The organism is Sphingomonas sp. AC435 (genome assembly GCF_979253005.1).
On sequence record NZ_CEEDCJ010000007.1, the window covers coordinates 132994 to 157352 of the forward strand.

Consider the following 24359-nt stretch of genomic DNA (forward strand, 5'->3'; position numbering starts at 1 on the left):
CGCACCACAGGCGCAGCCTCTTGGCATGGAGAGGATCGCCGCCCTGGCGTTCGTCGCCGCCGCGGCGTTCGCCGTGCCGGCCACCTCCCAGATCGTGCCTCCGCAGCCCCTGGACATACCCGTCGACGAACTCGCGATCGGCGAGGCCGACCTGCGCATGACCGTGCCCGTGTCGATCGCGGGCAAGGGTTCGTGGCCCTTCGTCATCGATACCGGCGCGGAGCGGACGGTCGTGTCGCACGAACTCGCCGCGCGGCTGGCGCTGCTGCCCGGCCGCACCGTGAGGGTCATGACGATGAGCGGCAGCGTCGTCGCGCCGACCACGCTCGTGCCGATGCTGCGGCTGAAGGCGCTGACCCCCGATACGATCGAGGCGCCGACCTTCACGCGCGCCAATCTCGGCGCGATCGGCATGCTGGGAATCGACGCGCTTCAGGGGCAGAAGGTCGCGATCGACTTCGACCGCAACCGCATGACACTGACGCCCTCGAAGAAGCGGATGCTGCGTCGATCCTCGCCGGACGAGATCGTCATCGTCGCGCGGTCGCTCTACGGCCAGTTGATCGTCACCGATGCGCGCTGGCGGGGGAAGAAGATCGCGGTCGTCATCGATACCGGCTCACCGGTGACGATCGCCAACCCCGCACTGCTGCGGATCGCCACGCGCAAGCCACCGCCCTTCCTGGGCGCGATGTCCGTCATCACGCCGAGCGGCGCGACGCTCAGCGCCGATGCCTATCGACTGGAGCGGCTGGAGGTCGGCGGGGTCGCGTTCGACGGCGTGTCGGTCGCGGTCGCCGACGCCGCGCCGTTCGCGCGCTTCGGCCTCGGCGACACGCCCGCGCTGCTCCTGGGCATGGAGACGCTGCGCCTGTTCCGCGCGGTCGAGATCGACTTCGCCAACCGCGCGATCCGCCTCACCCTGCCGCGCGGTTCGCGGGTGTCGGGCACGAGCGTGACGGGTTTCTGAGCGCCCGTTCCGTTCATGGGACCATTGCAAACCTCGTCTGCCACCCGGGCGGAGGCCGGGGTCCAGTTGGAATGTCGGTGGTAATTTGTCGAGAACGTCAGCCCCCAACCCGACAGCCCTCAGCGCTTCGGCGCCGGCGCCTTGCCCGTGTTCACGCCGCGCAGCGACTGGCCGGCGACGTTCAGTTCCGCGCCGCACCGCTTCAACTCGTTCTGCGGATTGGCTTTCTGGGCGGTCGCCTGCTGTGCCGCCCGCATCACCACCGCGCCGACGTTGGTCGACGCGTTGCGCCCCTTCAGCTTACCGACGTAATAGAGGATCCCCGCCTGCGCCATCGCGGCGGTCTGCGGATTGCCCTTCGACCCCATCGAACCGAGAACGGCGATGCAACGCCCGTCCGCGTCGGCACCGGTCGGGGCGGCTTGGGGGGCCAGGAGCAAGGCGGCGGCGAGTAGGATCACGAGCTGGACTTTCTGCAATGTTCGTCGCCCACCCTGAACCGGTCGCGGCGGAAAGCCAATCCCGTGCTTGCGCGGGCCGGCGCGGCGGGGCATTGGCAGGCCATGGTTCCCTTTTCGTTCGGCGGCCACGCAGTGATGGCGATGCCCGAGGGCGCGGTGTTCTGGCCGGCGCGCGGCGCGTTGCTGGTCGCGGACTTGCATCTGGAGAAGGCGAGCTGGTTCGCCAGCAAGGGCCAGTTGCTGCCCCCCTATGACTCGATGGCGACGCTCGCCGCGCTGGAGGTGCTGGTGCAGCGGACGCAGGCGCGGGAGATCTGGTGCCTGGGTGATAGTTTCCACGATGTCGCCGGGTGCGACCGGCTGCCCGTGGCGGCGCAGGACACGCTGCGGGGGCTGACCACGACGACGCGCTGGACGTGGATCACCGGCAATCACGATCCCGCGATCCTCGATCGCTGTGGTGGCGAAGTTTTCGACGAGGCGATCGTCGACGGACTGGTGCTGCGTCACGAAGCCGACCCGAAGGACGTGCGGCCCGAAGTATCGGGGCATTTCCACCCCAAGCTGCGCGTGCGGGTGCGGGGTCGTCAGGTGGCGCGCCGCTGTTTCGTCGCCACCGCGACCAAGCTGGTGCTGCCGGCGTTCGGTTCGCTGACGGGAGGGCTGGACGTCGACCACCCCGCCCTCCGCGCCGCGGTCGGGCGCGAGGGTCAGGCGCTGATCCCGGTCGAGGACCGGCTGCTGCGGTTTCCGCTGGCGGCTTGATACACAGCCCCTTCCCTTCCGGGAGGCGGTGGGGTGAAGCGCTTCAGCGTACGGCCGGCCAAAGCTCCACCCGGCCCATCCATTCCCTTGCAGCGAACCGTTGCAAAGTACCTCCGCGGATGATCACCAAATCACCCCCGGCGTCAACCGGGGTCCATTTGGGCACCGTTGTCCGTCGATTACCGTAGAGAGCGCAACTGGACCCCGGCCTTCGCCGGAGTGGCAGAAGAAGTTTCGGAATAGTCCCCCCAAGGAGAGGGAGAACGACCGATACAGGACGATTGCTACCGCGCCAGCGACGGGAAGCCGGCGCGGAAGGCGGCCAGCTTCGGCTTGTCCCACATCCGGATATAGGGATGATCCGGGTTCCGGTCGAAGAAGTCCTGATGATAGGCTTCTGCCGGAAAGAACTGGCCCTGTTCCAGCTTCGTCGCGATCGGCTTCCTGAACGCGCGCGTCGCGTCTAGCTGCGCGATGTACGCCCGCGCGACGCGCGCCTGGTCGGGCGATTGCGCAAAGATCGCGGAGCGATAGCTCGGCCCCATGTCGGGCATCTGCCCGTTCACCTGCGTCGGATCGTGCGCGACCGAGAAATACACGCGCAGCAGCGTCGCGTAGCTGACCTGCCGCGGATCATAGGCGATACGGATCGCCTCTGCGTGACGCGTCGTCTCGGTCGACACTTGCGCGTAGGACGCGGTGGCGCGCGTGCCGCCGGCATAGCCCGCGGTGACGCTGCGGACGCCCTTCACATGCTCGAACACGGCTTCCATGCCCCAGAAGCATCCGCCGGCGAAGATCGCCGACTGGAGACCGGGCGCCGGCGCGACATCGGCGCGCGCCGCCGGAATCGGCACGGCGCGCTCGGCGTTCGCCTGGCTCATCGCAAAGGTCGCGGCGATCGCGACCATGCCCAGCCCCAGCGCCGCCGCCTTCATATCAGCGGACCTGATGCGTCGGAGCGAAGCGATGCTCCAGCTCGCGCGTGGCTTCGGCGGGCTGGATCGCCAGCAGGCCGACCGCGCCGAGCACGAAGCCACCGGCGAACTGCCACACGAAACTGGACTTCAGATGCTTCAACATAATCCCAAACCTTGATGACTTCGCCGGGTTGCCGACGAAGCTACGTTGCCTCCCATGTCGTGGATGCACCACGACACGACAAGATGACTGTCCTGAAACATAGCGTTGCAACACTGAACCTCGACTGGGTCGATCGTTCACGTGGCTGTCAGACTCTGCGCCCCCCGGTCCGGGAGCGCGCGATTACTTCAGCGCGGCACATGCCTCCGCGATGCGCGCGCACGCCTCGGTCAGCAGCGCGTCCGAGGTCGCGTAGCTGATCCGCATCGCCGGCGAGAGGCCGAACGCCGCGCCCTGCACCGCCGCGACCCGCGCATCGTCCAGCAGGTAGGTCACGAACGCCTCGTCATCGACGATCTCGACGCCTTTCGGCGTGGTCTTGCCGATCAGCGGCGCGAACGACGGATAGACGTAGAATGCGCCCTCCGGCGTCGGGCAGCTCATGCCGGGAATGTCATTCAGCGCCTTGACCACAAGGTCGCGGCGGACCTGAAAGGCGGCGGCGCGCTCTTTCAGGAACGACTGGTCGCCGGTCAGCGCGACCGCTGCCGCGGCCTGCGCCACGGAACAGGGGTTCGACGTCGACTGCGACTGCAACTTCGCCATCGCCTTGATGAGCCACGGCGCGCCCGCCGCGAAGCCGATCCGCCAGCCGGTCATCGAATAGGCTTTCGAACAGCCGTTCACGGTCAGCGTCCGCTCGTACAGCTCCGGCACCACCTCGGCGATCGTCGCGAAACGAAAGCCGTCATAGGTGATGTGCTCGTACATATCGTCGGCGAACACCCATACGTGCGGGTGCCGCAACAGCACCTCGCCCAGCGCCTTCAGCTCGTCGACGGTGTAGGCCGCGCCGGTGGGATTCGACGGCGAGTTCAGGATCACCCATTTGGTACGCGGCGTGATCGCGGCGTCCAGCACCTCGGGCGACAACTTGTAATCCGCCTCCGGCCCCGCCTTGACGATCACCGGCACGCCGCCCGCGAACTGGACGACATCGGGATAGCTGACCCAATAGGGTGCCGGGATCACCACCTCGTCGCCCGCATCGACGGTCGCGACGATGGCGTTGAACAGCGAATGCTTGCCGCCGACGTTCACGCTGATCTGGTTCGGGGTGTAGGTCAGGCGGTTGTCTCGCGCGAACTTCGTGACGATCGCGTCCTTCAGCTCCGGCGTGCCGTCGACATTGGTGTACTTGGTCTTGCCGTCGCGGATCGCCTGAATCGCGGCGTCCTTGACGAAGTCGGGCGTGTCGAAGTCCGGCTCGCCCGCGCCCAGGCCGATCACGTCAACGCCCGCGCGCTTCAGCTCGTTGACCCGCGTGGTGACGCCGAGGGTCGGCGACGGGCTGATGCGGTCGAGCGCAGCGGAGGCGTGCATGGCGGATGTCCCAAAGAGCAGCCCGGCAAGGGGCGGGGCCATTAGCCGCGCCGACGCCCTTTACGCAACCGCAACAATTGCCGGAATAAGTCCGCGCAACGCATTGCCGACGAAAAATCCGTCGGTCAGGTCGGCGCGGGTCAGCGTTGCGGGGCGCGCGCGGCCCGCCGCGATCAGGTCGGCGACCAGCACGCCGGGCAGCAGCGGGCCGGGTGGGGGCGTCAGCAATACACCGTCACGCTCCACGAACAGCGACGTGAAGCTACCCTCCGTCAGCACCCCGTCATGCTCGAACAGCACCTCGTCCGTGGCCGCCGCCCGGCGCGCCTCGTCGTAAAAGCCGCGGTCGCTGGTCTTGTGCCGCAGCCGCAGGTCGTGCGGCGGCACCGGCAGCGGGACGATCTCGACCGTCCACGCCTGCTCCGGGGTGCGCGGCAGCGGCGACATCTCGACCGCCACCGAGCCGGAGGGTGCCAGCAACAGGCGGATGCGGCACGGGTCGCGCAGGCGGAAAGTCGCCGCCTGCAACTCGTTGCGCGCACCGTGACGATCGAACGCGAAGCCGAACGTCTCCGCACTCGCCTTCATGCGCGCCAGATGACGCTCCAGCAGGGGCATGCCCTCTTCAGGGTCGAACGCCATCGTCTCGATCAGGTCGAAGCCGACATGCCCCTCCCCCACGAACGCTCCCTTGGCCAGACATTCCTCCCACTCCGCCGCCGGGTCCGAATCGGCGACGATGCCCGCGCCCAGCGACAGCGTCGCAACGTCGTCGCCGCCGGCTGTCGCCAACGTCCGGATCGCGACATTGAACATCGCCGTGCCGTCCGGGTCGATATGCCCGATCGCGCCCGTATAAGCCCCGCGCGGGGCTCGCTCGGTCTCCGCGATCGCCTGCATCGCGCGGACCTTGGGCGCGCCGGTGATCGATCCACAGGGAAAAGCCGCGGCCAACACGTCGACCGCGTCGCGATCCGGGGCGAGCGTCGCGACGACCGTGGAGACGAGTTGGTGGACGGTCGGATAGGTCTCGACCGCGAACAGGTCCGGCACCGCCACCGATCCGGCGACGGCGACGCGCGACAGGTCGTTGCGCATCAGGTCGACGATCATCAGGTTCTCGGCACGCTGCTTGGCATCGAGCGCCAGAGCAGCGGCCAGCGCGGCGTCGGCGGACGGGGTCGCGCCGCGCCGCGCAGTGCCCTTCATCGGCCGGCAGGTCAGCCGATCGCCGTCGAGTGCGAAGAACAATTCGGGCGACAGGCTGATGAGCGTGTCCATGCCGGTCGACACCACTGCGCCATATCCCGCCCCCGCCGCGCCGCGCAGCCGGGCGTAGACCGCGAGCGGGTCGCCGACGATGCGGACGGCCGCACGAAACGACAGATTCGCCTGATACAGATCACCCGCCGCGATCAGGCCGAGGATAGCGCGGACCAGATCCTCATAATCCTCCCGTTCGATCAGCGGCCGCGGCGCGCCGATCCACGCACCGGCCGGATCGGGCAGCGGCGGCGGCGGCGTCCAGCCGTCGAACAGGCCGAACCAGACGAGCGGCGTCGCCACCGCACCCGGAACCAGCTTCGCCTCGAACGCGACACCGGCTTCGTAGGACAGGAAGCCGGTGGCGTGGAGCCCGTCGCGGATGCCGGCGCGGACCCGATCGAGGACCGCGGCGACCTGTCCAATATCATAGGTTTCGACCACCTCCACCGGCCCGGCGTACAGCCGTGCGGGCGCGCCCCCCGGCCGGGCGTCGTCGAGCAGGACGAACGGTGTTTGCGGCTGCATGTCCATGCAGATGCATCCTGCGCGCGGTCAGGGCAAGCATTGACCATGCGCGCGATCCTGCGCCAAGCAGCCGCCATGACCCAGCCTCCCCTTCGCGCCGTTATCGTCCCCGTCACGCCGCTCCAGCAGAATTGCTCGATCATCTGGTGCACCGCGACGATGAAGGCGGCGGTGATCGATCCCGGCGGCGACCTGCCCCGCATCCGCGCCGCCATCGCGCAGGCGGGCGTCACGGTCGAAAAGATCCTGCTGACCCACGGCCATATCGACCACGCCGGCGAGGCGAAACCGTTGGCGGACGAACTCGGCGTGCCCATCGAGGGCCCGCACGAGGAGGACCGGTTCTGGCTCGCGCGGCTGGACGACGACGGCCGCACATACGGCATCCGCGGCGTGGTGTTCGAACCCGACCGCTGGCTGGTCGAGGGCGACATGGTGACGATCGGCGACCTGACGCTCGACGTATACGAGACGCCCGGCCACACCCGCGGCCACGTCATCTTCCACCACCCGCCGTCGAATCTCGCGCTGGTCGGCGACGTGCTGTTTCAGGGATCGGTCGGCCGCTCCGACTTTCCCGGCGGCGATCACGACCAGCTGGTGCGATCGGTGGTGGAAAAGCTGTGGCCGCTCGGCGACGACACCGCCTTCATCCCCGGCCACGGCCCCGCCAGCACCTTCGCGCACGAACGCGCCAGCAATGCGTTTGTCGGCGACGCGGTGCTGGCCGGGCAGTAGTGCGTCGGCCAACGATGCGGGCAAGGACGACGCTGGCCTAGCGCCGCTCCCCCGCCGTCTTCGCCCGAACCGCCGCGAACTCGGACCCCGGCTTCCAGTCCGGCCATGCGCGCGAGGTCGCCAGCCGCATCGTCACCGTCCGCACAAGATCGACATCCGCCGCCGCGCCGCGCAGGTCCCAGCCGGCATCCCACGCATCGCACGTCTGGTGGTAGCAGCGCATATAGCCGTCCAGCCAAGCCTGCCCCGCCGCCCGCCCGCCGGTGACGAGGTCGGGCGCACCGCTGATCGCCATCAGCAGCAGCGTCGGCACGCCGCGCCGCGCGAGGCTGAAGTGATCCGCACGATAGAACAGCCCCCGCTCCGGCAGCGCCTCTGGCGTCACCACCCGGCCCTGCGCGGTGACGGCGTCGCGCAGCATGTCCTCCAGCGCGTTCTGACCGTCGCCGACCAGCATCACGTCGCGCGCGGGGCCACCCGTCTGGAGGATGTCGAGCGTCAGGTTCGCGACCGTTTTCGCGGCCGGATACACCGGATCGGCGGCATAGGTTTCGGACCCGAGCAGCCCCCGCTCCTCCCCCGTCCAGACGCCGAAGACGAGGCTCCGGTCGGGGCGCGGCCCCTTGGCAGCGGCGCGGGCGATCTCCAGCAGCCCGGCGACGCCCAGCGCGTCGTCGTTCGCACCGGGGCGGATGCGGCGGCCCTGTGCGTCCGGCGCACCCTCGCCATACGCGTCCCAGTGCGCGCCGAGCATCACGACTTCATCCGCGTGGCCGCTGCCGGGCAGGCGCGCCAGCACGTTGCGGCTGACCGCCCTCGTGACCGTCACCGGCAGGTCGGCTGCGAACGCCTGCCCCTTCAGCATCACCGGCCGAAAATCGGCGCGCCGGGCCGCTCTCCGTTGCTGGGCCAGATCGAGCCCCGCGGCGGCGAACAGGCGGGTCGCCGCCGCCCCCTCCAGCCACCCCTGCAGCAGCACGCGCGAGGCAGCCGGTTTCGCGACGTCGTAATTCTCGCCCGCCGGCGCAGTGACGGTCGCCCAGCCATAGCCGGCCCCGGCGGTGTCGTGGACGATCAGCGCGGCGATCGCACCGCGCCGCGCGGCTTCCTCGAACTTGTAGGTCCAGCGCCCGTAATAGGTCATGCGCCGGTCGCCGAACTTGCCCGCCGTGTCGTCGCCCGGCTTCGCCTCGAAATCGGGATCGTTGACCAGGATGACGGCGACCTTGCCCTTCAGGTCCACACCCTTGAAATCATCCCAGCCCCGCTCGGGCGCGGAGACACCATAGCCGACGAAGACCATCGGCGCGGCGGCGATCGTCGCGCGCGCCACCGGGCGGACCGTGCTCAGATACACGTCGCGCCCGATCGCGAGGGGCGCCCCGCCCGCCGATACCGTGCCGCTGCCGAGCTGCGTCCGCACGAGCGGCACGTCCTGCGTCCAGCTATCGCCGCGCCCGCCCGGTTGCAGCCCGGCATTCCTGAACGCGGCGATCAGCCAGTCGACCGTCTTCGCCTCTCCCGGCGTGCCCGGCGCACGGCCGCCGAACGAGTCGGAGGCGAGCGTCTTCACGTCCGCGGACAGGCGTTCCGGAGAGATCGCCTGTGGCGGCGCGGAGGCGGCACCGAGCAACAGCGCCGCAAGGGGAAGCAGGCGGATCATTGCGGCGCCACCGTCAGCACGATCGGATGCCCCGCGGCGACGCGCGGCGCGGCCACCACGATCGCCAGCGCCCATCCTGCCAGCCCCGCGAGCAGCAGCCACGTCAGCACCGCGCCACCCGCGCGCAGGATGTTGGGCGCGGGTCGCAGCATGCCGATCCCGTGCGCGATCCGGGCGAGAACGAACGCGCTCCCCAGCAACCACAAGGTCGTCGGCGATCCGCCCGCCAGTTCGATCAGCGCGATCAGGATCAGCACGAACGGGGCGTATTCCGTCAGGTTCGCATGCGCCCGCGTCCGCGCCAGCATCGTCGGATCGCCGCCATCGCCGATCATCACCTTGCCCTTGACCCGACCGACGCTGGTCCTGAGCGCCAGCCACAGGTTGAGCGCACCGCACGCGGCGGCGATGGTAAGCGAAATGGGCAGGATCATCGTCGTCGGCCTTCCTGTGGTATCGGATCCGGGATGGACCGCCCGTGGCGGCACGGCAAGCCGCCAGTCCCCGCCGTCGAAACGCACCTCCGACCGCATCGGAAGCACGTCGCGACGCTTGCAACCGCAGCCGAATTCGCTATAGCGCCACGCTTCGCGACGGACCCGGAATGCCGGCGCGGCCAATTCGGCCGTGCCCGATTTTTTCGCGTTCGTCTCCACCGGTATAAACACGACAAGGTGCCGCAATGGCCGTTCCCAAGCGAAAGACCTCTCCCTCCAAGCGTGGCATGCGTCGCGGTCACGATTCGCTGACCGTCGCGGCCTTTCAGGAGTGCCCGAACTGCGGCGAGCTGAAGCGCCCGCACGTGCTGTGCGGCGCCTGCGGCCATTATAACGGCCGCGAGGTCGTGTCGGTCGAGGCGTAAGCCTCCGAACGACTGGAACCGACGATGACCGAACAGCCCTGGATCGCCATCGATGCGATGGGCGGTGACGAAGGGCTGGCGGTGATGCTCGCCGGCGTGGCGCGGGCGCGCCGCGCGTTCGAGGGCAGCCGGTTCCTGCTGGTGGGCGACGAGGCCGCGATTCGCGAAGCCCTCGTCGCGCACCCCAATCTCAGTCAGAACGCCGAGGTCGTACACGCGCCCGAGGTAGTCGGCCCGAGCGAAAAGCCGAGCCAGGCGATCCGTCGCGCCAAACGCACGTCGATGGGTGTAGCGATCGATCTGGTGAAGCAGGGTCGCGCGGCAGCCGCCGTGTCGGCCGGCAACACGGGCGCGCTGATGGCGATGGCCAAGGTCGCGTTGCGCACGCTGCCCGGCATCGACCGGCCGGCGCTCGCTGCGCCGTTGCCGACATTGGGTGACAACGACGTCGTGATGCTCGACCTGGGTGCCAATACCGAGGTCGATGCCCGCAACCTTGTCCAGTTCGCGGTGATGGGCGCGGCCTATGCCCGTACGATCATGGACCTGGAGCGGCCCCGCGTGGCGCTGCTCAACATCGGGTCCGAGGATCAGAAGGGCACCGACGTGATTCGCGACGCCGCGACTCAGTTGAAAGCCGCGGGGCACCTCCCGCTCGCGTTCACCGGCTTCGTCGAGGGCGACAAGCTGGCGCGCGGCAATCACGACGTGATCGTGTGCGACGGCTTTGCGGGCAACATCGCGCTGAAGACCGCGGAAGGGACGGCGCGGTTCGTCGCCGACCTGCTGAAGCGGGCCTTCACCAGCTCCATCCGGTCGAAGGTCGGCTTCCTGATCTCCCGCCCCGCGACCGAGCTGCTGAAGCATCATCTCGATCCCAACAACCACAATGGCGCGGTGTTTCTGGGCCTCAACGGCATCGTCGTGAAGAGCCACGGCAGCGCCAACGAGCGCGGCGTCGCCACCGCCATCGGCAACGCGACGAAGATGGCGCGCGCCGACCTCACCCGCCGCATCGCCGAGGATCTGGGGCTGGAGCATGTCGCTCGCCCCGCCCGGCGTGCCGGCACTCCCAAGCCGCAGGACGCAGCGGCATGATCCGCTCGGTCGTGACCGGCACCGGGTCGGCCCTGCCGGCCCGCCGCGTGTCGAACGCGGAACTGGCGGCGCAGGTCGATACCAGCGACGAATGGATCGTCGAGCGGACCGGTATCCGCTTCCGCCACATCGCCGGCCCGGACGAGACGACGGGCACGCTCGCCACCGACGCCGCCCGGCGCGCGATCGAGGCGGCGGGGATCGCCGCCACCGATATCGACCTGATCGTGCTGGCGACGGCTACGCCCGACCAGACGTTCCCCGCTACCGCGACCAAGGTCCAGGCGGCGCTGGGCATCCTCGACTGCGTCGCGTTCGACGTGGCGGCAGTGTGTTCAGGTTTTCTGTACGCCGTGCAGGTCGCCGATTCGATGCTGCGCACCGGCGTCCACCGCCGCGCGCTGGTGATCGGGGCGGAGACGTTCAGCCGCATCCTCGATTGGGAGGATCGCACCACCTGCGTCCTGTTCGGGGACGGCGCCGGCGCGATCGTGCTGGAGGGGCAGGAAGTCGAACAGGACGGCCGCGGCATCCTTGCGACGAAACTGCACGCGGACGGTCGCTACAACGACCTGCTCTATGTCGATGGTGGACCGTCGACCACCGGTACCGTCGGCAAGCTGCGGATGAAGGGGCGCGAGGTATTCCGCCACGCCGTGACCAATCTGGCGGCCGTGATGACGGAGTCGCTGGGGATCGCCGGCATCGCCGCCGACGATGTCGACTGGGTCGTGCCGCATCAGGCCAATGCCCGCATTCTCGATGCGACCGCACGCAAGCTGGGCCTGGCACCCGAGACGGTCATCGTCACCGTCGACCGCCATGCGAACACCTCCGCGGCGTCGGTGCCGCTGGCCCTCGATGTCGGCGTCCGTGACGGGCGCGTGAAGCAGGGCGACATCGTCGTGCTGGAGGCGATGGGCGGCGGATTCACCTGGGGGGCCGCCGTCATCCGTTTTTAGTGGCAAAAACTTCATTCATGTGCGGTTCTCCTCTTTTCAACTATGTGTAACATAGAGCAAAGGGGCTTTCGAATCGCCTTGTGCCAGTGTAGGCGCGGCGAATGGGGAGCCTGGAATGAGTGAAGCAGGGACGTTGACGCGGGCCGATCTGGCCGAAGCACTGCATCATCAGGTCGGTCTGAGCCGCGCGGACTCAGCGGATATCGTCGAGCAGATCCTGTCGGAAATGTGCGAGAGCCTCGCCTCGGGCGAGAACGTCAAGATTTCCGGTTTCGGTACCTTCGTGCTCCGCGACAAGGGTGAGCGCGTCGGTCGCAATCCCAAGACCGGCATCGAAGTGCCGATCGCACCCCGCCGCGTCCTCACATTCCGAGCCAGCCAGATGATGCGCGACCGCATCGTCGGGGCTCCGGAGGCATAATCGTGGTCGGCGCGCCCACGCCCAAGGCGAGTGGCGCGCTGAAAACGATTGGCGAGGTGTCGGCGGACACCGGTCTGCCGCATCACGTGCTGCGCTACTGGGAGACGCGCTTCCCCCAGTTGCGGCCGTTAACGCGTGCCGGCAACCGCCGTTACTACCGCACCGACGACGTCGCACTGGTGCGGCGTATCGACGCGCTGCTGAACCACGAGGGCTACACGATCCGCGGCGTTCAGCAGTTGCTGGCCGCGGAGAAGAAGGGCACGGCTTCGCCACCTCCCTCGCCCGTCGCGGAAACTGCTCCCTCACCTGCTGACCCGGACGCAACGGCATCGTTGCAGGCGATCCGCGCCCTGCTGGCGGATGCGCTGGTCGAGGACGGTGTGTCGTCGGGGGCCTGAGACGTACCTCCGCTCCGTCGGGGCTGCGGGAAGGAAGATCGTAGCTCGCGACAGGGCACGTCCGCCAATTTATATGACCGACTGCGCCTGTGCCGACATCTCGTTCCTGGGACTGATCGACTTCGCTTCGAGCTTTAAGACGATCGGCGCAAGTGCGCCTTTTCCCGCAGACGTGCCTGAGACTTGCCCCTCCTAATTAGGACTTACAACTTTCCCCGCATCCATGTGCTCCCGCGAAGGCGGGAGCCCAGTACTGTGCTCCCGCCTTCGCGGGAGCACATGAGCGGGATGTATCTAGCGGGAACAATGACCGACCTATCCGAGGCCTTTCAAGCGCGGCTTCATTGGCAAGAGGCTCAGCGGGCGGCGCTCGCTGCTCGGTCGACGCCGACCACGTCCGGGGAGATGAGGCTTCGACTGACGGCACAGGGCAGAAGAACCGCCGCGCTGCTCCGTCAAACCATTGCCGCCAGCCTCGGATCGTATCGATGCCTCGAGAGCGACCTTTACGTCCCGAACTTCAGGAGTGTCGCCTGCACCTTGTCCCATGTGACTTGCCGGACGACAGTTCGGAATGGGACGTTATCGCGAGCGGCTCGCTGGTGGAGGGGCTTTGCGAAACAGCCTCCTGCTGTTGGCAAACGACCACCCCGGCGGAGGCCGGGGTCTAGTTGGGCAACGTGCCCGATCTCTTACCGCCGTAGTCCCAAGTGGACCCCGGCCTGTCCGGGATGGCAGACGAGGTTCTGCTACGGTCCCCGTAGCGGGAGTGAAGATGCACGTCGACGCCGTGCGGTGCGCCCCCAAAGACATCGGCGCATTCGCGGGGCGCTGACCTCAGCGTTTTCCGACCCGCTCCACTATGCGATTGATTTGCAATAGCGTGGCTTGTACCGGTGCGGCCATGCCGATCAGCGTCGTAGTAGCGGAGAACCGTCGATGAAGCCCAGCCCTGGCATGGACTTGGCGGCATGACGACGCCGGTGATGCTGCTGATGGCGGTCGCCGCGATGATGGTCGTGCGGTTCGGTTGGGACGGCCGTCGCGGGGTGGCACTGGCGGGTTGGCTGATCGCCGCCGTCGCGGCGATCGGCGCGACCGTCGCCGATGGCGCGTGGGGCCTCGCGGTGACGATCCTCGCCGGCTCGGCCGCGGCGCTGGCGATGCTGCTCTACGCAGGCTGGACCTCCCCCGCCCGGCCACAGCGTCCCGCCCGCGTGGCGGCGGGGATCGCCTTGCCGCAACGCGCCTCCGAAATCGCGGCGCGGGTGTCGGTCTTCGTTCTCGTCGTACCCGTCGCCTTCGTCGCGGCGCAGTGGCTGGCGTTCGGCGTGCAGGCCGCGGCTCGGCGGGCTGGTGCGGTGGAGACCGATGCGGTCGTCATCACGCTGTTCCTGCAACCGATCGCCTGGGCGATCATCATCGCGGTGCAGATGACTCGCGCCGGCCCGTCGCGGATGATCGCCGCGCCCGCGTCCGCCGCGATCCTCGGAACCCTCTTCTGGAGCGTCGGATGAACGCGCCCTTCAAAATTGACACGCCGACCACGACGCCGGCCCCCGCCACGCTCGTGCAGCGCGCGCTCGGCGGCCACGCCGCGATCGGCCTGCTGGCGAGTGCCCTGCTCTATATCATCGCGCTGACCGGATCGCTGATCGTAATCCACGATCGCTGGCAACGCTGGGAACAGCCCAACGTCGCCGAGACGGCATCGCTGTCGCCCGCCGCGGCACAGGCAGCCATGACCGCGGTCGTCGCCGGCGAGGCGGGCAAGCCGCGCACCACGCACCTCTACATCCGCATGCCGACGCCGGACCTACCGCGCGCGGTGGTCACCACCGACAACGGTGCCTGGTATGTCGACGGTGCCGGAAAGGTCGTGGGGCGGGAGGCGCATGCCTGGACCGAGTTCGTCATCGGCCTGCACGAATATCTGCATCTTCCCGCAACGTTGGGCCTGATCGTCGTCGGTGCGTTCGGCGTGATGCTCGTCGGACTGGTCGTGACCGGCGTCCTCGCCCACCCCCGGATCTTCCGAGACGCCTTCCGCATCCGCACCCGCCACAACAACCAACTCGCCCGCGCGGACTGGCACAACCGGCTGGGCGTATGGACACTGCCGTTCGTGCTGGCGGTGGCACTGACCGGCGCGTTCATCGGGCTGGGCAGCGTCGGTGCGACGCTACTAGCGCGCGCCTACACGAACGGCGCGATCGAGCCGGTCTATGCGACGATCTTCGGCCACGAACCGAAGCCGGACGCGGCTCACGCGCCCCTGCCCGATCTCGCGACTGCGATCCGCGCGCAGGCCACACAGGCACCCGGCACGACACCAACCTACGTCATCGCGCACGATCCCGGCACGCGCGGCCAGCACGTCCAGATCATCGCCGAGCATCCCCGCCGGCTGATCTACGGCGAAACCTATGCCTTCGACGGGCGCGGCCTCGCGAAGGGCAAGGTCGGGCTGTCCGATGGACCGATCGGCCGACAAACGGCAGCGTCTGCGTACAATTTGCATTTCGGCAATTTCGGCGGGCTGACGGTCGAACTGGCCTATATGCTGCTGGGCGTGGGACTGTGCGTCGTCACCGCCACGGGCACGTCGCTGTGGCTGGAGAAGCGCCGCCGTCGCGGGCTACACAGCCGGCGCATGGCGGCGTGCTGGGCGGTAGTGGTCTGGGGTACCCCGCTGGCGCTGCTCGCGGCGCTGTGGCTTCGCGGCGGCGCCGGGCCGGACGCGCCGCTGGTGGGCATGTTCTGGGGCCTGATGGCCGCGATGCTGGTGGCTGCGATCGCGTGGCCGCTCTGGGCCACGGCAGCACGGTTGCGGACGGTAGCGGCGGCAGCGGTGCTGGCGACGGCGGCCGGGCATGCCGCGCTGCTGCGGCCGGAGACGGGGGGACCGATCGCGATTGACCTGATCGCGGCGGTATCGGCGGGCGCGGTCCTGTGGCTGTTTCGCGGCGTGCGGACGGTTCGGTCGATCTAGCCCTCGAACCCCGACAGGAAGCCAGCGACGTTCGCCCCGAGCGCGTCGACCGCATAGCCGCCTTCCATCACGATCACCGTCGGCCACCCGCGATCGCAGATGTCGGCGGCGAGCAGCGGGTAGTCGTCAGTCGTCAGCGCGAAGCGGGAGATCGGGTCCCCCTCCCACGTGTCCGCGCCGAAGCTGACGACCAGCAACCCCGGATCGAACGCGGCGATCGCGTCCAGCGCTTGGGCCTGCGTGGCACGGAAAGCGGCCCGCGTCGTGCCGTGCGGCAGCGGCAGGTTGAGCGTTGCGCCCCTGCCCTCACCCTCGCCCACTTCATCGGCATGGCCCCAGTAGAAGGGATAGTCGCGCGCCGGATCGGCGTGGACCGAGGCGTAGAACACGTCGCTGCGCGTCCAGAAGATATCCTGCGTGCCGTTGCCGTGATGATAGTCGATGTCGAGGATCGCGACCCGCTCCATTCCCCCGTCGCGCGCCGCCTGCGCGGCGATTGCGGCGACGTTCAGGTGACAATAGCCTCCGCAGTAATCCGCGCCCGCGTGATGGCCTGGTGGGCGGCACAGCGCGAACGCAGCCTGCTGGCCGTCCAGAACTGCGTGGGTCGCGGCGAGTACGGTCTGCGCGCTGGCATAGGCAGCCGCCCACGTGTCGGGCGTGATCGGCGTCGTCGCATCGAAGCCGTGGCGGCCGAGCAGCGCGTCGATCCGGTCGAGCTTCAGCGGGCGGCGGCCGACGATCGGAAAGGCATAGGGGATGGCGTCACCCGGCCGCCCCGCCTCCCGCCACAACCGCGCGGCATCCTTCAGGAACGCAACGTAATTCGGCGTATGGACCGCCAGGATCGGGCCTTCGCCACGATCATCGGGTTCCGCCGCACCGCCGATCGCCCGCAGGATAGCTTCCGCGCGCGCCGGGGTTTCGGCATAGTCGGTGAAGCTACCGTTGTGCAGTTCGCGCGCCGGCGCGTGGATCAACTGGGTGGGAGAGAAGAAGCGTTGCATACGGGCTTTTTGGCGGCGACGAGGCGCAGGACGCAATAGCCGATCAGCGCCGATGCGATCGATCCGCCCAGCACGCCCAGTTTCACCTCCTCCGCCAGCACCGGGTCCTCCGGGAAGGCGAGTTGACCGATGAACAGGCTCATCGTGAAGCCGATCCCCGCGAGCAACGCGACGCCGTAGACCTGCATCCACCCCGCGCCGCCCGGCCGTTTGGCGAATCCGAGCCGCTCGGCCAGCCAGATCGCGCCGAGCACACCCACCTGCTTGCCGACGAACAGTCCGGCCGCGATGCCGACGACCAGCGGATGCAGCAGCGTCTCGGCGCTGATCCCTTGCAGCGACACGCCGGCATTGGCGAAGGCGAACAGCGGGACGACGCCGTACAGAACAGGTCCGGCCAGCGCGTGCTCGATCCGGTGCAGCGGCGAATCGGGCTCGTCGGGAACGCCCGGCGACAGCGTCAGCGGGATCGCCGCCGCCGCCAGCACGCCCGCGACCGTCGCGTGGACGCCGGACAGCAAGACGCAATACCATAACACCACGAACCCGAGCAGATACGGCCAGACCGCCCCGACCTTGTGCCGGTTGAGCGCCATCATCGCCGCCAGCGTTCCCGTCGCCGCCGCCAGCGCCCCGAGATCGACCGCAGGCGTGTAGGCGAGCGCGATGATCGCCACCGCGCCCATATCGTCGACGATCGCAACGGCGGTCAGGAAGATCTTGAGTGACGGGGGCACCCGGCTGCCGAGCAGCGCGAGGATGCCGACCGCGAAAGCGATATCGGTCGCCGCCGGGATCGCCCAACCCCGCGCAAGACCGGGCGTACTGCCGGCGACCGCGAGATAGATCAGCGCAGGTACAGCCATCCCCGCCGCCGCGACTATGATCGGCAGGCGGCGCTTTTTGGGATTGGCAAGCTGTCCATCGACCAGCTCCCGCTTGATCTCCAGCCCGACGAGCAGGAAGAACAGCGCCATCGCGGCATCGTTGATCCACAAATGTACCGTCATCGGTCCCAGCGCGGGAGCGATGACCGGTCCAGTGGTCCAGTGCAGGAACGCCTCATAGGCCGGCGCGGTCGCCGGCAGATTTGCCGTGACCATCGCCACGACCGCCGCCGCCGTCAGCACGGCGCCACCCCCCGCTTCCCCGACGAGGAAGGCGCGGAGGGCGGAGAGGGGGCGACGACGGATCATGACCACAGGCCTAGCCGATCGGGGGCGCGTTCTGAATACGGCTTAGAGGGTTGGCGCGATCCGGTGCCTCCCAAAGTGCCGCGACACGACCGGAGACATCAGCCGGGCGGGACCGGCGGTTGTCACGCATTTGTCGTCTAACGTCCCTATCGTTCCGACACGCCGGGGGGACCGTGCGAGTTCCGGGGAGTGGTGGATGAAACTGGCGATCGTCGCGATACTGTCCATTATCGGAAGCAGCGCCTCCACGGCACAGCAACGGCGGCCGAGCTTCTGCGCGCGGCTCGCGCCGCAGATCGGGTTGAGCGCCACGAGCAAACCGGACCTGTGGCAAGGCCGGCTCAGCGTCGATCGGGTTCAGCGTCGAATCGGTGGGAAATCCGTCTGCCGACGACGCAGCCGCGTTGCGGCGCGCCTGCACCGTGACCAAGGCCGAATATCGCTGCGTAGTCGATCGCCCGATGATCCTGGTAGTATCGAGCAGCAAGGGCGACGGCCGGGTCGAGGCGCAACCCGGCGAAACCGCGCTGGTGACGACCAAGGGGATGCGTATCCGCTGTACCGATGGCGTCGTCAGCTAGGCGGAACGGTCACCGCGCCAGCGCCTCGGCGATCAGCTTGCGGCTGTTGTCGACGCCGTAGAGCGCGAAGAAGCTGCCCATTCGGGGGCCCTGCGACGAGCCGAGCAGCGTCTCGTACAGGGTTTTGAACCAGTCGCGCAGCGCCTCCTTGCCGTAGTGCGCCTTGCCGATCTCGTAGACGCGATCCTGCAACACGCCGGCGACGTCGTCGCCCTCGACCGGTTCGGCCAGCGCCGCGTCGAGGTCGGTCAGCGCGGCGCGTTCCGCGTCGGTCGGCGCACGGCGGACGAGCGTCGGCGCGACGAAATCGCGGCCGTAGGCGACCGCATAGCCGACCAGTCGATCGAGCGCAGGGTTCGCCTCCGGCGATAGGCTGGCGTCGTAGCGTTGCAGGAAGCGCCATATCGTCTGCGCATCGCCGACACCGGGCAGGCTGGCGAGATTGAGCAGCAACCCGAACGTCACCGGCAACTTTTCGGTCGGCACTTGCCCGTCGTGAATGTGGTGAACGGGGTTGCCGAGGCGCTGCTTCAGGTCCTGCGTGGGGTAGTTGGCCCGAAACTGCCAATACTCGTCCACCGCGCGCGGGATCACGCCCATGTGCAGTTGCTTGGCCTTTTTCGGCTCGCGATAGGCGAAGAAGGCGAGCGACTCTTCGGGGCCGTAGGTCAGCCATTGGTCCATCGACAGGCCGTTGCCCTTGGACTTCGATATCTTCTCGCCATGCTCGTCGAGGAACATTTCATAGTTGAACCCCTCCGGCGGGCGGCCGCCGAGGACGCGGGCGATCTTCGACGACTGCACGACCGAGTCGATCAGGTCCTTGCCCGCCATCTCGTAATCGACGCCGAGCGCGACCCAGCGCATCGCCCAGTCGACCTTCCATTGCAACTTCGACAGGCCGCCGAGCGCGGACTGGACGATGCGCTGGCCGTCCTCGTCCACGAACGCGATGGTGCCGGCGTCGGCGTCGACCACCTCGACGGGGACCTGCAACACGACGCCCGTCGTCGGGCTGATCGGCAGCACCGGCGAATAGGTCGCGCGGCGCTCCGCGCGCAGCGTCGGCAGCATCACGTCCTGAATGCCCTGAAAGTGGCGCAGCACCAGCTTCAGCGCCTCGTCGAAACGGCCGCCGATGTAATATTCGGTGGACGAGGCGAACTCGTAATCGAAGCCGTAGCGGTCGAGGAAATCGCGGAGGCGGGCGTTGTTGTGCGCGGCGAAGCTGTCGTGCGTGCCGAACGGATCGGGGATCGTCGTCAGCGGCTTGCCGAGATGCGCGCGCAGCATGTCGCCGTTCGGCACGTTGTCCGGCACCTTGCGCAGGCCGTCCATATCGTCGCTGAACGCGATCAGCTTGGTCGGCTGGTCGGACAGGGCGTGGAACGCCTGACGCACCATCGTCGTGCGCAGCACTTCGTTGAAGGTGCCGATATGCGGCAGGCCCGAGGGGCCGTAGCCGGTTTCGAACAGGATCGGGCCGCTGGTTTTCCCGTCCGGATAGCGCGCGAGCAGCTTGCGCGCCTCTTCATAGGGCCATGCCTTGGAGGCCAGCGCCTCCGCTCTCAGTGTTTTGTCGACCATCGTCCCGGCTCCTAGCCCCACCTGCGGCGCGCTGCTACCCTGTGGGCCGTGACGAGCAGCGTTCCGAACCATTACGAAGTCGACCGCGCGCGGTTCGAGGCGGAGATCGTGCCCGCGGGACGGCCGGCGGTGCTGCGTGGACTGGTGGCGGACTGGCCGGTCGTGGCGGCGGCGCGTGAGGGGGCCGAGGCGCTGGCCGCGTATCTGCGCGCGCGGGCGACCGAGGAGCCGGCGGAGGCGTGGTTCGGCGACCCCGCGATCGATGGGCGGTTCGGCTTCACCGAGGATTTCGAGGAGTATAACCACGACCGCCGGCTGGCGACGATCGACCAGCTGCTCGACCTGTTGCTGCGCCAGCGGGGGAGCGCCAGCCCGTTCGCGATCTATGCCGGGGCGCTGCCGGTAGGGAAGCACGTGCCGGGCTTTCGGGCGGAGAATGCGATGCCGCTGCTGGATGCGGATCGGCGGATGCTGGTGTCGATGTGGCTGGGCAACCGGACGAAGACGGCGGCGCATTGGGACCTGCCGCAGAACCTGGCGTGCGTGGTCATGGGGCGGCGGCGGTTCACGCTGTTCCCGACCGATCAGGTGGGCAACCTGTATGTCGGGCCGCTCGACCTGACGCTGGCGGGGCAGCCGTCGAGTCTGGTCGATGTGGACGCGCCCGATTTCGCCCGGCATCCGAAGTTCGCCGCGGCGCTGGAGCAGGCGCAGGTCGCCGAGCTGGAGCCGGGGGACGTACTGTATATGCCCTCGCTCTGGTGGCACGCGGTGCGCGGGCTGGATGAGGTTGGTGCGATGGTCAATTACTGGTGGCGGGATGCACCGGCGGGGACGACGACGCCGCTGAGCGCGCTATATCATGCGATCCTGACGCTGGGGCCGGCCCCTCAGCGCGAGCGCGAGGCGTGGCGGGCAATGTTCGACCATTATGTCTTCCGCGCCGACGATCCGGTCGAGCATCTGCCGCCCGTCGCGCGCGGGGTGCTCGGCGAGCGGACGCCGGGAATGCTGGCGCGGTTGAAGGATCTGATCGCGCGCTCGTTGCGCTGAAAGGCTTGGGGTCCGTCGCCGCGAGTGGTAGAAGAGGGGCGCCATGAACATGATGCCGTCATCCGACCTGCAACCGTTCAAGTTGCGTATCGAGGATTACGAACTGCTCGACCGGGCTGGCGCGTTCGATGGTCGTCGCACCGAATTGATCGAGGGGGTCATCGTCGCGGTGAATTCGGAAATGTTGCCGCACACGCGGATCAAGAACGAGCTGATGTTCCGCCTGCGTCTGGCGCTCCGCGACCGCAGCGACCCATACGACGCTTACGTCGAGGGCAGTCTGGCATTCGCGCCGCATAATATGCCGCAACCCGACGTTCTCGTGGCGCGGATCGACGCCAAGGGCGCGTATTTCAACCGGGACGACGTCGTGCTGGTGATCGAGGTAGGCGCGACGTCGCTGCGCGGGGACCTCGGGATCAAGCGCACGCTGTATGCGGATCAGCACGTCCCGGAATATTGGGTCGTCGATGTCGACGGACAGCAGGTGCATCAGTTCTGGACGCCCGCGGACGGCAGCTACGTGAACAGCCGGATCGTGCCGCTGGCGGGTGCATTGCAGAGCGCGACGGTGCCGGACCTGACGATCGACGGGCACGGCATTCTCTAGCATTCACTCTTCGTTCCGCTAGAACGGTCGCGTGTCCCCCTACCCCGCCCTTCACGCCAGTCATGGCGGCATCTGGATCGCGACCGCCGAAGGCACGCGGCCGGTGGGACGTGGCGAGGCGATCCGCGTCGCCGCCGATACGCCGGTGATCCTGCTGAACGCGCCGCTGGTCGGGCAACGGCTGGGATATGCGGAGTTGTCCGGCCTCGACATCCTCGAACTCTACGCGTTCCTGCATCCGGCGCGGTTCGCGGTGCCGACGCCGGCCGGGCTGGCGCGCGCCGTCGACCTGTCGCCGCCGGAGCGGGACGAGGACGTGGCGGCGTTCCTGCTGGAAGCGACGGCGGCGTTGCTGGCGGTGCCCGACGGCGACTGGCGCGAGCGGGAGGGGGCGTGGGCGTCGGTCCAGTCGCTCGGCCGGTTGCGGTGGGCCTGGGCCCCCGTCGTCGGACCGCGCATCGTCAAGCCGCGGGTCGACGAGCGCTGGCTGTTCTCCCGCCTGCCGGAATGGGAGGAAGGCGCGCCCCGCCCCGCGCCGCGCACGATCGAGATCGAGCCGGGCGATAGCGAGGCGCGGCTGGCGGAACTGACCGGCGGGATGGCGGAGGAACGGCCGGGGCAGCGGGCCTATGCCGCCGCCGCGACCGCCGCCTTCGCGCCGCGCGCGGTGCGCGAGTCGCCGAACATGGTGCTGGCGGAGGCGGGTACCGGCATCGGCAAGACCTTGGGCTATCTCGCGCCCGCGTCGCTGTGGTCGCAGCGGGCGGGCGGCGCGGTGTGGATTTCGACCTATACCAAGGCGCTGCAACGGCAATTGTCGGCGGAGACGCAGCGGCTTTACCCCGACCCCGTTCTTCGGCGCGAGCGGGTTGTGACGCGCAAGGGGCGCGAGAATTACCTCTGCTTGCTGAACCTGGAGGACGCATTGCAGGGCGGCTTCGCGGGCCGGGCCGCGGTGTTGGCGCAACTGGTGGCGCGATGGGCGGCGTATAGTGCGGACGGGGACATGGTCGGCGGGGACCTGCCCGGCTGGCTGCCGACGCTGTTCCGGCGCAACGGTCCGGCGGCGCTGACCGACCGGCGTGGCGAGTGCGTCTATGCCGGGTGCCCGCATTACCGGAAATGCTTCATCGAGAGGGCGGCGCGGGCCAGCGCGGACGCGGACATCGTCATCGCCAACCACGCACTCGTCATGGTCAACGCGGCGCGCGGACGCGAGGTGGCGACGCGCCCGACGCGCTACGTCTTCGACGAGGGACATCATCTGTTCGACGCCGCCGACGCGATGTTCGGGGTGGCGCTGACCGGATCGGAGACGATCGAGTTGCGCCGCTGGATTTTGGGTCCCGAAGCGGGCGGGCGGGGGCGGCGGCGCGGGCTCCAGGCGCGGCTGTCGGATGTCGCCAGCTATGATGAGGGTGGCGGGGTCGCGATCGCCGATGCGGTGCGGGCGGCGCAGGCGCTGGCGGCGGACGGCTGGCTGGGGCGGCTGAACGAGGGCCAGCCGTTCGGGCCGATCGAGGCATTGCTCGCGGCGGTACGCGGCCTGACCTATGCGCGCGCCGAGCAGCCGGGCGACGCCGGATACGGGCTGGAGACCGAGCTGGCCGAACCGACGCCCGAGTTGATCGAGGCCGCCGCCCCCGCCGCCGCCGCGCTCGATGCGCTGGTGCGACCGCTGGTGACGCTCGGCCGGCGGCTGGAAGCGGTGCTGACCGAAGGGCCGGACTGGCTTGACGGACCGGCGCGGGCGCGGGTCGAAGGCGCGATCGCCTCGATCGGGTGGCGGGCGGAGACGGTCGCGGCGTGGCTGGCGCTGCTGGCGCGGGTCGGCGGGCCGGTGGATCCCGATCATGTCGACTGGTTGTCGGTCGAGCGCGTCGAGGGCCGCGAGTACGACATCGGCCTGCATCGCCGCTGGCTCGATCCGACGCGGCCCTTTGCGGAGATCGTGCTGAAGCCGGCGCACGGGGCGCTCGTCACGTCGGCGACGTTGACCGGCGGCGGCGACTGGTCGGTGGCGGAGGCGCGGACGGGAGCCCCGCATCTGGCTCGCGCACCCGCCCGGTTTCAGGTCGAGAGCCCGTTCGATTACGCGAACAACGCCGAGGTGCTGATCGTCACCGACGTCAAGCGCGGCGACATTCCGGCGCTCGCCAATGCCTATGCGCGGCTGATCGAGGCGGCGAATGGCGGCACGCTGGGGCTGTTCACCGCGATCCGCCGGCTGCGCGCGGTGCATGCGCGGATCGCCGACCGGCTGGCGCGCGGCGGGCTGCCGCTGCACGCGCAGCATGTCGATCCGATCGACACGGGGACACTGGTCGATATCTTCCGCGACGATCCGGCCGCATCGCTGCTGGGCACCGATGCACTGCGCGACGGGGTCGACGTGCCAGGCACGTCGCTGCACCTCGTCGTCATGGAGGGGGTGCCGTGGCCGAAGCCGACGGTGCTGCATGCCGCGCGAAAGCTGGCGGGGGGTGGTTCGGCGTATGACGACCGCATCGTCCGGGCGCGGCTGGCGCAGGCGTTCGGGCGGTTGATCCGGCGGGCGGACGATCGCGGCGCGTTCGTGCTGCTGTCGGCTGCGATGCCGTCGCGGTTGCTGGATGCGTTTCCGTCCGGCGTGCGGGTATCGAGGGTGACGCTGGAAGACGCGGTCGCCCGCGTTGCGGAGCGGCTTTCCACCACCATCCGGATCGGGCATGACGCAGATCAAGCCGGCTGACGGA

24 protein-coding genes are annotated in these 24359 nt (G+C 68.8%); 14 read left to right on the forward strand and 10 right to left on the reverse strand.

Features of this window, described 5'->3' with window-relative positions; all coding sequences use genetic code 11:
• Positions 1–25 precede the first annotated feature (25 nt).
• Complete coding sequence (locus AC0CH8_RS14185) at positions 26–970, forward strand: aspartyl protease family protein (RefSeq protein ID WP_465240454.1); 945 nt, start codon at positions 26–28, stop codon at positions 968–970.
• Between the two features lie 119 nt (positions 971–1089).
• Here AC0CH8_RS14185 and AC0CH8_RS14190 read toward each other — a convergent pair whose 3' ends face one another.
• Positions 1090–1431: a hypothetical protein gene (locus AC0CH8_RS14190; RefSeq protein WP_465240455.1), complete on the reverse strand. Its 342-nt coding sequence runs from the start codon at positions 1429–1431 to the stop codon at positions 1090–1092.
• Positions 1432–1533: 102 nt separating this feature from the next.
• On the opposite strand from AC0CH8_RS14190, the gene pdeM reads away from it, so the two are divergent.
• Positions 1534–2196 (forward strand): ligase-associated DNA damage response endonuclease PdeM, encoded by a 663-nt coding sequence (gene pdeM / locus AC0CH8_RS14195; RefSeq protein WP_204198531.1) that lies wholly within the window; start codon positions 1534–1536, stop codon positions 2194–2196.
• A 284-nt stretch (positions 2197–2480) separates the two neighbouring features.
• On the opposite strand, the gene msrA is transcribed toward pdeM, so the two are convergent.
• From msrA to pabB, 4 genes are all read right to left on the reverse strand, one after another.
• Positions 2481–3107 (reverse strand): peptide-methionine (S)-S-oxide reductase MsrA, encoded by a 627-nt coding sequence (msrA, locus tag AC0CH8_RS14200; RefSeq protein ID WP_465240498.1) that lies wholly within the window; start codon positions 3105–3107, stop codon positions 2481–2483.
• A gap of 28 nt (positions 3108–3135) precedes the next feature.
• Positions 3136–3279 (reverse strand): hypothetical protein, encoded by a 144-nt coding sequence (locus AC0CH8_RS14205; protein WP_204198529.1) that lies wholly within the window; start codon positions 3277–3279, stop codon positions 3136–3138.
• A gap of 183 nt (positions 3280–3462) precedes the next feature.
• Positions 3463–4662, reverse strand: coding sequence for a pyridoxal phosphate-dependent aminotransferase (locus tag AC0CH8_RS14210; RefSeq protein WP_465240456.1), 1200 nt, complete (start codon positions 4660–4662; stop codon positions 3463–3465).
• Positions 4663–4722: 60 nt separating this feature from the next.
• Positions 4723–6459, reverse strand: coding sequence for an aminodeoxychorismate synthase component I (gene pabB, locus AC0CH8_RS14215; RefSeq protein ID WP_465240457.1), 1737 nt, complete (start codon positions 6457–6459; stop codon positions 4723–4725).
• Positions 6460–6528: 69 nt separating this feature from the next.
• Here pabB and AC0CH8_RS14220 point away from each other — a divergent pair, with 69 nt between their 5' ends.
• Positions 6529–7191: an MBL fold metallo-hydrolase gene (locus AC0CH8_RS14220; protein WP_465240458.1), complete on the forward strand. Its 663-nt coding sequence runs from the start codon at positions 6529–6531 to the stop codon at positions 7189–7191.
• Between the two features lie 37 nt (positions 7192–7228).
• Here AC0CH8_RS14220 and AC0CH8_RS14225 read toward each other — a convergent pair whose 3' ends face one another.
• Together AC0CH8_RS14225 and AC0CH8_RS14230 are read right to left on the reverse strand one after the other, a co-directional pair.
• Positions 7229–8854: a M28 family peptidase gene (locus AC0CH8_RS14225; RefSeq protein WP_465240459.1), complete on the reverse strand. Its 1626-nt coding sequence runs from the start codon at positions 8852–8854 to the stop codon at positions 7229–7231.
• Positions 8851–9288, reverse strand: coding sequence for an MAPEG family protein (locus tag AC0CH8_RS14230; protein ID WP_465240460.1), 438 nt, complete (start codon positions 9286–9288; stop codon positions 8851–8853). Before AC0CH8_RS14230 ends, AC0CH8_RS14225 begins: the two co-directional genes overlap by 4 nt.
• Before the next feature lie 248 nt (positions 9289–9536).
• On the opposite strand from AC0CH8_RS14230, the gene rpmF reads away from it, so the two are divergent.
• The 7 genes from rpmF to AC0CH8_RS14265 all read left to right on the forward strand — a co-directional run bounded on the left by rpmF (position 9537) and on the right by AC0CH8_RS14265 (position 15590).
• The gene (rpmF, locus tag AC0CH8_RS14235) at positions 9537–9716 is read left to right on the forward strand and encodes a 50S ribosomal protein L32 (protein WP_055841808.1); all 180 of its coding nucleotides are present in this window, start codon (positions 9537–9539) and stop codon (positions 9714–9716) included.
• A gap of 24 nt (positions 9717–9740) precedes the next feature.
• On the forward strand, positions 9741–10814 hold the full coding sequence (gene plsX, locus AC0CH8_RS14240) for a phosphate acyltransferase PlsX (RefSeq protein WP_465240461.1): 1074 nt from the start codon (positions 9741–9743) through the stop codon (positions 10812–10814).
• Positions 10811–11776, forward strand: a complete 966-nt coding sequence (locus AC0CH8_RS14245; protein ID WP_239474233.1) for a beta-ketoacyl-ACP synthase III — start codon at positions 10811–10813, stop codon at positions 11774–11776. Before plsX ends, AC0CH8_RS14245 begins: the two co-directional genes overlap by 4 nt.
• A 115-nt stretch (positions 11777–11891) precedes the next feature.
• Positions 11892–12197, forward strand: a complete 306-nt coding sequence (locus AC0CH8_RS14250; protein WP_204198522.1) for an integration host factor subunit alpha — start codon at positions 11892–11894, stop codon at positions 12195–12197.
• A gap of 2 nt (positions 12198–12199) precedes the next feature.
• Positions 12200–12598, forward strand: a complete 399-nt coding sequence (locus AC0CH8_RS14255) for a MerR family transcriptional regulator (protein WP_465240462.1) — start codon at positions 12200–12202, stop codon at positions 12596–12598.
• A 971-nt stretch (positions 12599–13569) separates the two neighbouring features.
• Positions 13570–14115, forward strand: coding sequence for a hypothetical protein (locus AC0CH8_RS14260; protein WP_465240463.1), 546 nt, complete (start codon positions 13570–13572; stop codon positions 14113–14115).
• On the forward strand, positions 14112–15590 hold the full coding sequence (locus AC0CH8_RS14265) for a PepSY-associated TM helix domain-containing protein (RefSeq protein ID WP_465240464.1): 1479 nt from the start codon (positions 14112–14114) through the stop codon (positions 15588–15590). The genes AC0CH8_RS14260 and AC0CH8_RS14265 overlap by 4 nt, the downstream gene beginning before the upstream one ends.
• Here AC0CH8_RS14265 and AC0CH8_RS14270 read toward each other — a convergent pair.
• A complete protein-coding gene (locus AC0CH8_RS14270; protein ID WP_465240465.1) occupies positions 15587–16597 on the reverse strand; it encodes a histone deacetylase family protein in 1011 nt (336 codons plus the stop codon). The two genes, AC0CH8_RS14265 and AC0CH8_RS14270, sit on opposite strands and share 4 nt — an antisense overlap.
• Positions 16567–17793, reverse strand: a complete 1227-nt coding sequence (gene nhaA, locus AC0CH8_RS14275) for a Na+/H+ antiporter NhaA (RefSeq protein ID WP_465240466.1) — start codon at positions 17791–17793, stop codon at positions 16567–16569. Before nhaA ends, AC0CH8_RS14270 begins: the two co-directional genes overlap by 31 nt.
• Before the next feature lie 371 nt (positions 17794–18164).
• Here nhaA and AC0CH8_RS14280 point away from each other — a divergent pair, with 371 nt between their 5' ends.
• Positions 18165–18374 carry a hypothetical protein gene (locus AC0CH8_RS14280; protein ID WP_465240467.1) on the forward strand — a complete coding sequence of 70 codons (210 nt, stop codon included), beginning with the start codon at positions 18165–18167 and terminating at the stop codon, positions 18372–18374.
• Positions 18375–18383: 9 nt separating this feature from the next.
• Here AC0CH8_RS14280 and AC0CH8_RS14285 read toward each other — a convergent pair whose 3' ends face one another.
• Positions 18384–19961, reverse strand: a complete 1578-nt coding sequence (locus AC0CH8_RS14285; RefSeq protein ID WP_465240468.1) for a lysine--tRNA ligase — start codon at positions 19959–19961, stop codon at positions 18384–18386.
• 48 nt (positions 19962–20009) lie between these two features.
• On the opposite strand from AC0CH8_RS14285, the gene AC0CH8_RS14290 reads away from it, so the two are divergent.
• The 3 genes from AC0CH8_RS14290 to AC0CH8_RS14300 are packed head-to-tail and all read left to right on the forward strand — an operon-like array spanning position 20010 to position 24355.
• A complete protein-coding gene (locus AC0CH8_RS14290) occupies positions 20010–21014 on the forward strand; it encodes a cupin-like domain-containing protein (RefSeq protein WP_465240469.1) in 1005 nt (334 codons plus the stop codon).
• A gap of 43 nt (positions 21015–21057) precedes the next feature.
• Positions 21058–21624, forward strand: coding sequence for a Uma2 family endonuclease (locus tag AC0CH8_RS14295; RefSeq protein ID WP_465240470.1), 567 nt, complete (start codon positions 21058–21060; stop codon positions 21622–21624).
• Positions 21625–21655: 31 nt separating this feature from the next.
• Complete coding sequence (locus AC0CH8_RS14300) at positions 21656–24355, forward strand: ATP-dependent DNA helicase (protein WP_465240471.1); 2700 nt, start codon at positions 21656–21658, stop codon at positions 24353–24355.
• Positions 24356–24359: the final 4 nt, after the last annotated feature.

Excerpts from the sequence above, each read along its gene's own strand:
- AC0CH8_RS14185 (WP_465240454.1), top strand. The coding sequence starts at position 26 with ATGGAGAGGATCGCCGCCCTGGCGTTCGTCGCCGCCGCGGCGTTCGCC.
- pdeM (WP_204198531.1), top strand. The coding sequence starts at position 1,534 with ATGGTTCCCTTTTCGTTCGGCGGCCACGCAGTGATGGCGATGCCCGAG.
- msrA (WP_465240498.1), bottom strand. The coding sequence starts at position 3,107 with ATGGTCGCGATCGCCGCGACCTTTGCGATGAGCCAGGCGAACGCCGAG.
- AC0CH8_RS14205 (WP_204198529.1), bottom strand. The coding sequence starts at position 3,279 with ATGTTGAAGCATCTGAAGTCCAGTTTCGTGTGGCAGTTCGCCGGTGGC.
- AC0CH8_RS14210 (WP_465240456.1), bottom strand. The coding sequence starts at position 4,662 with ATGCACGCCTCCGCTGCGCTCGACCGCATCAGCCCGTCGCCGACCCTC.
- pabB (WP_465240457.1), bottom strand. The coding sequence starts at position 6,459 with ATGGACATGCAGCCGCAAACACCGTTCGTCCTGCTCGACGACGCCCGG.
- AC0CH8_RS14220 (WP_465240458.1), top strand. The coding sequence starts at position 6,529 with ATGACCCAGCCTCCCCTTCGCGCCGTTATCGTCCCCGTCACGCCGCTC.
- AC0CH8_RS14225 (WP_465240459.1), bottom strand. The coding sequence starts at position 8,854 with ATGATCCGCCTGCTTCCCCTTGCGGCGCTGTTGCTCGGTGCCGCCTCC.
- AC0CH8_RS14230 (WP_465240460.1), bottom strand. The coding sequence starts at position 9,288 with ATGATCCTGCCCATTTCGCTTACCATCGCCGCCGCGTGCGGTGCGCTC.
- rpmF (WP_055841808.1), top strand. The coding sequence starts at position 9,537 with ATGGCCGTTCCCAAGCGAAAGACCTCTCCCTCCAAGCGTGGCATGCGT.
- plsX (WP_465240461.1), top strand. The coding sequence starts at position 9,741 with ATGACCGAACAGCCCTGGATCGCCATCGATGCGATGGGCGGTGACGAA.
- AC0CH8_RS14245 (WP_239474233.1), top strand. The coding sequence starts at position 10,811 with ATGATCCGCTCGGTCGTGACCGGCACCGGGTCGGCCCTGCCGGCCCGC.
- AC0CH8_RS14250 (WP_204198522.1), top strand. The coding sequence starts at position 11,892 with ATGAGTGAAGCAGGGACGTTGACGCGGGCCGATCTGGCCGAAGCACTG.
- AC0CH8_RS14260 (WP_465240463.1), top strand. The coding sequence starts at position 13,570 with ATGACGACGCCGGTGATGCTGCTGATGGCGGTCGCCGCGATGATGGTC.
- AC0CH8_RS14265 (WP_465240464.1), top strand. The coding sequence starts at position 14,112 with ATGAACGCGCCCTTCAAAATTGACACGCCGACCACGACGCCGGCCCCC.
- AC0CH8_RS14270 (WP_465240465.1), bottom strand. The coding sequence starts at position 16,597 with ATGCAACGCTTCTTCTCTCCCACCCAGTTGATCCACGCGCCGGCGCGC.
- nhaA (WP_465240466.1), bottom strand. The coding sequence starts at position 17,793 with ATGATCCGTCGTCGCCCCCTCTCCGCCCTCCGCGCCTTCCTCGTCGGG.
- AC0CH8_RS14285 (WP_465240468.1), bottom strand. The coding sequence starts at position 19,961 with ATGGTCGACAAAACACTGAGAGCGGAGGCGCTGGCCTCCAAGGCATGG.
- AC0CH8_RS14295 (WP_465240470.1), top strand. The coding sequence starts at position 21,058 with ATGAACATGATGCCGTCATCCGACCTGCAACCGTTCAAGTTGCGTATC.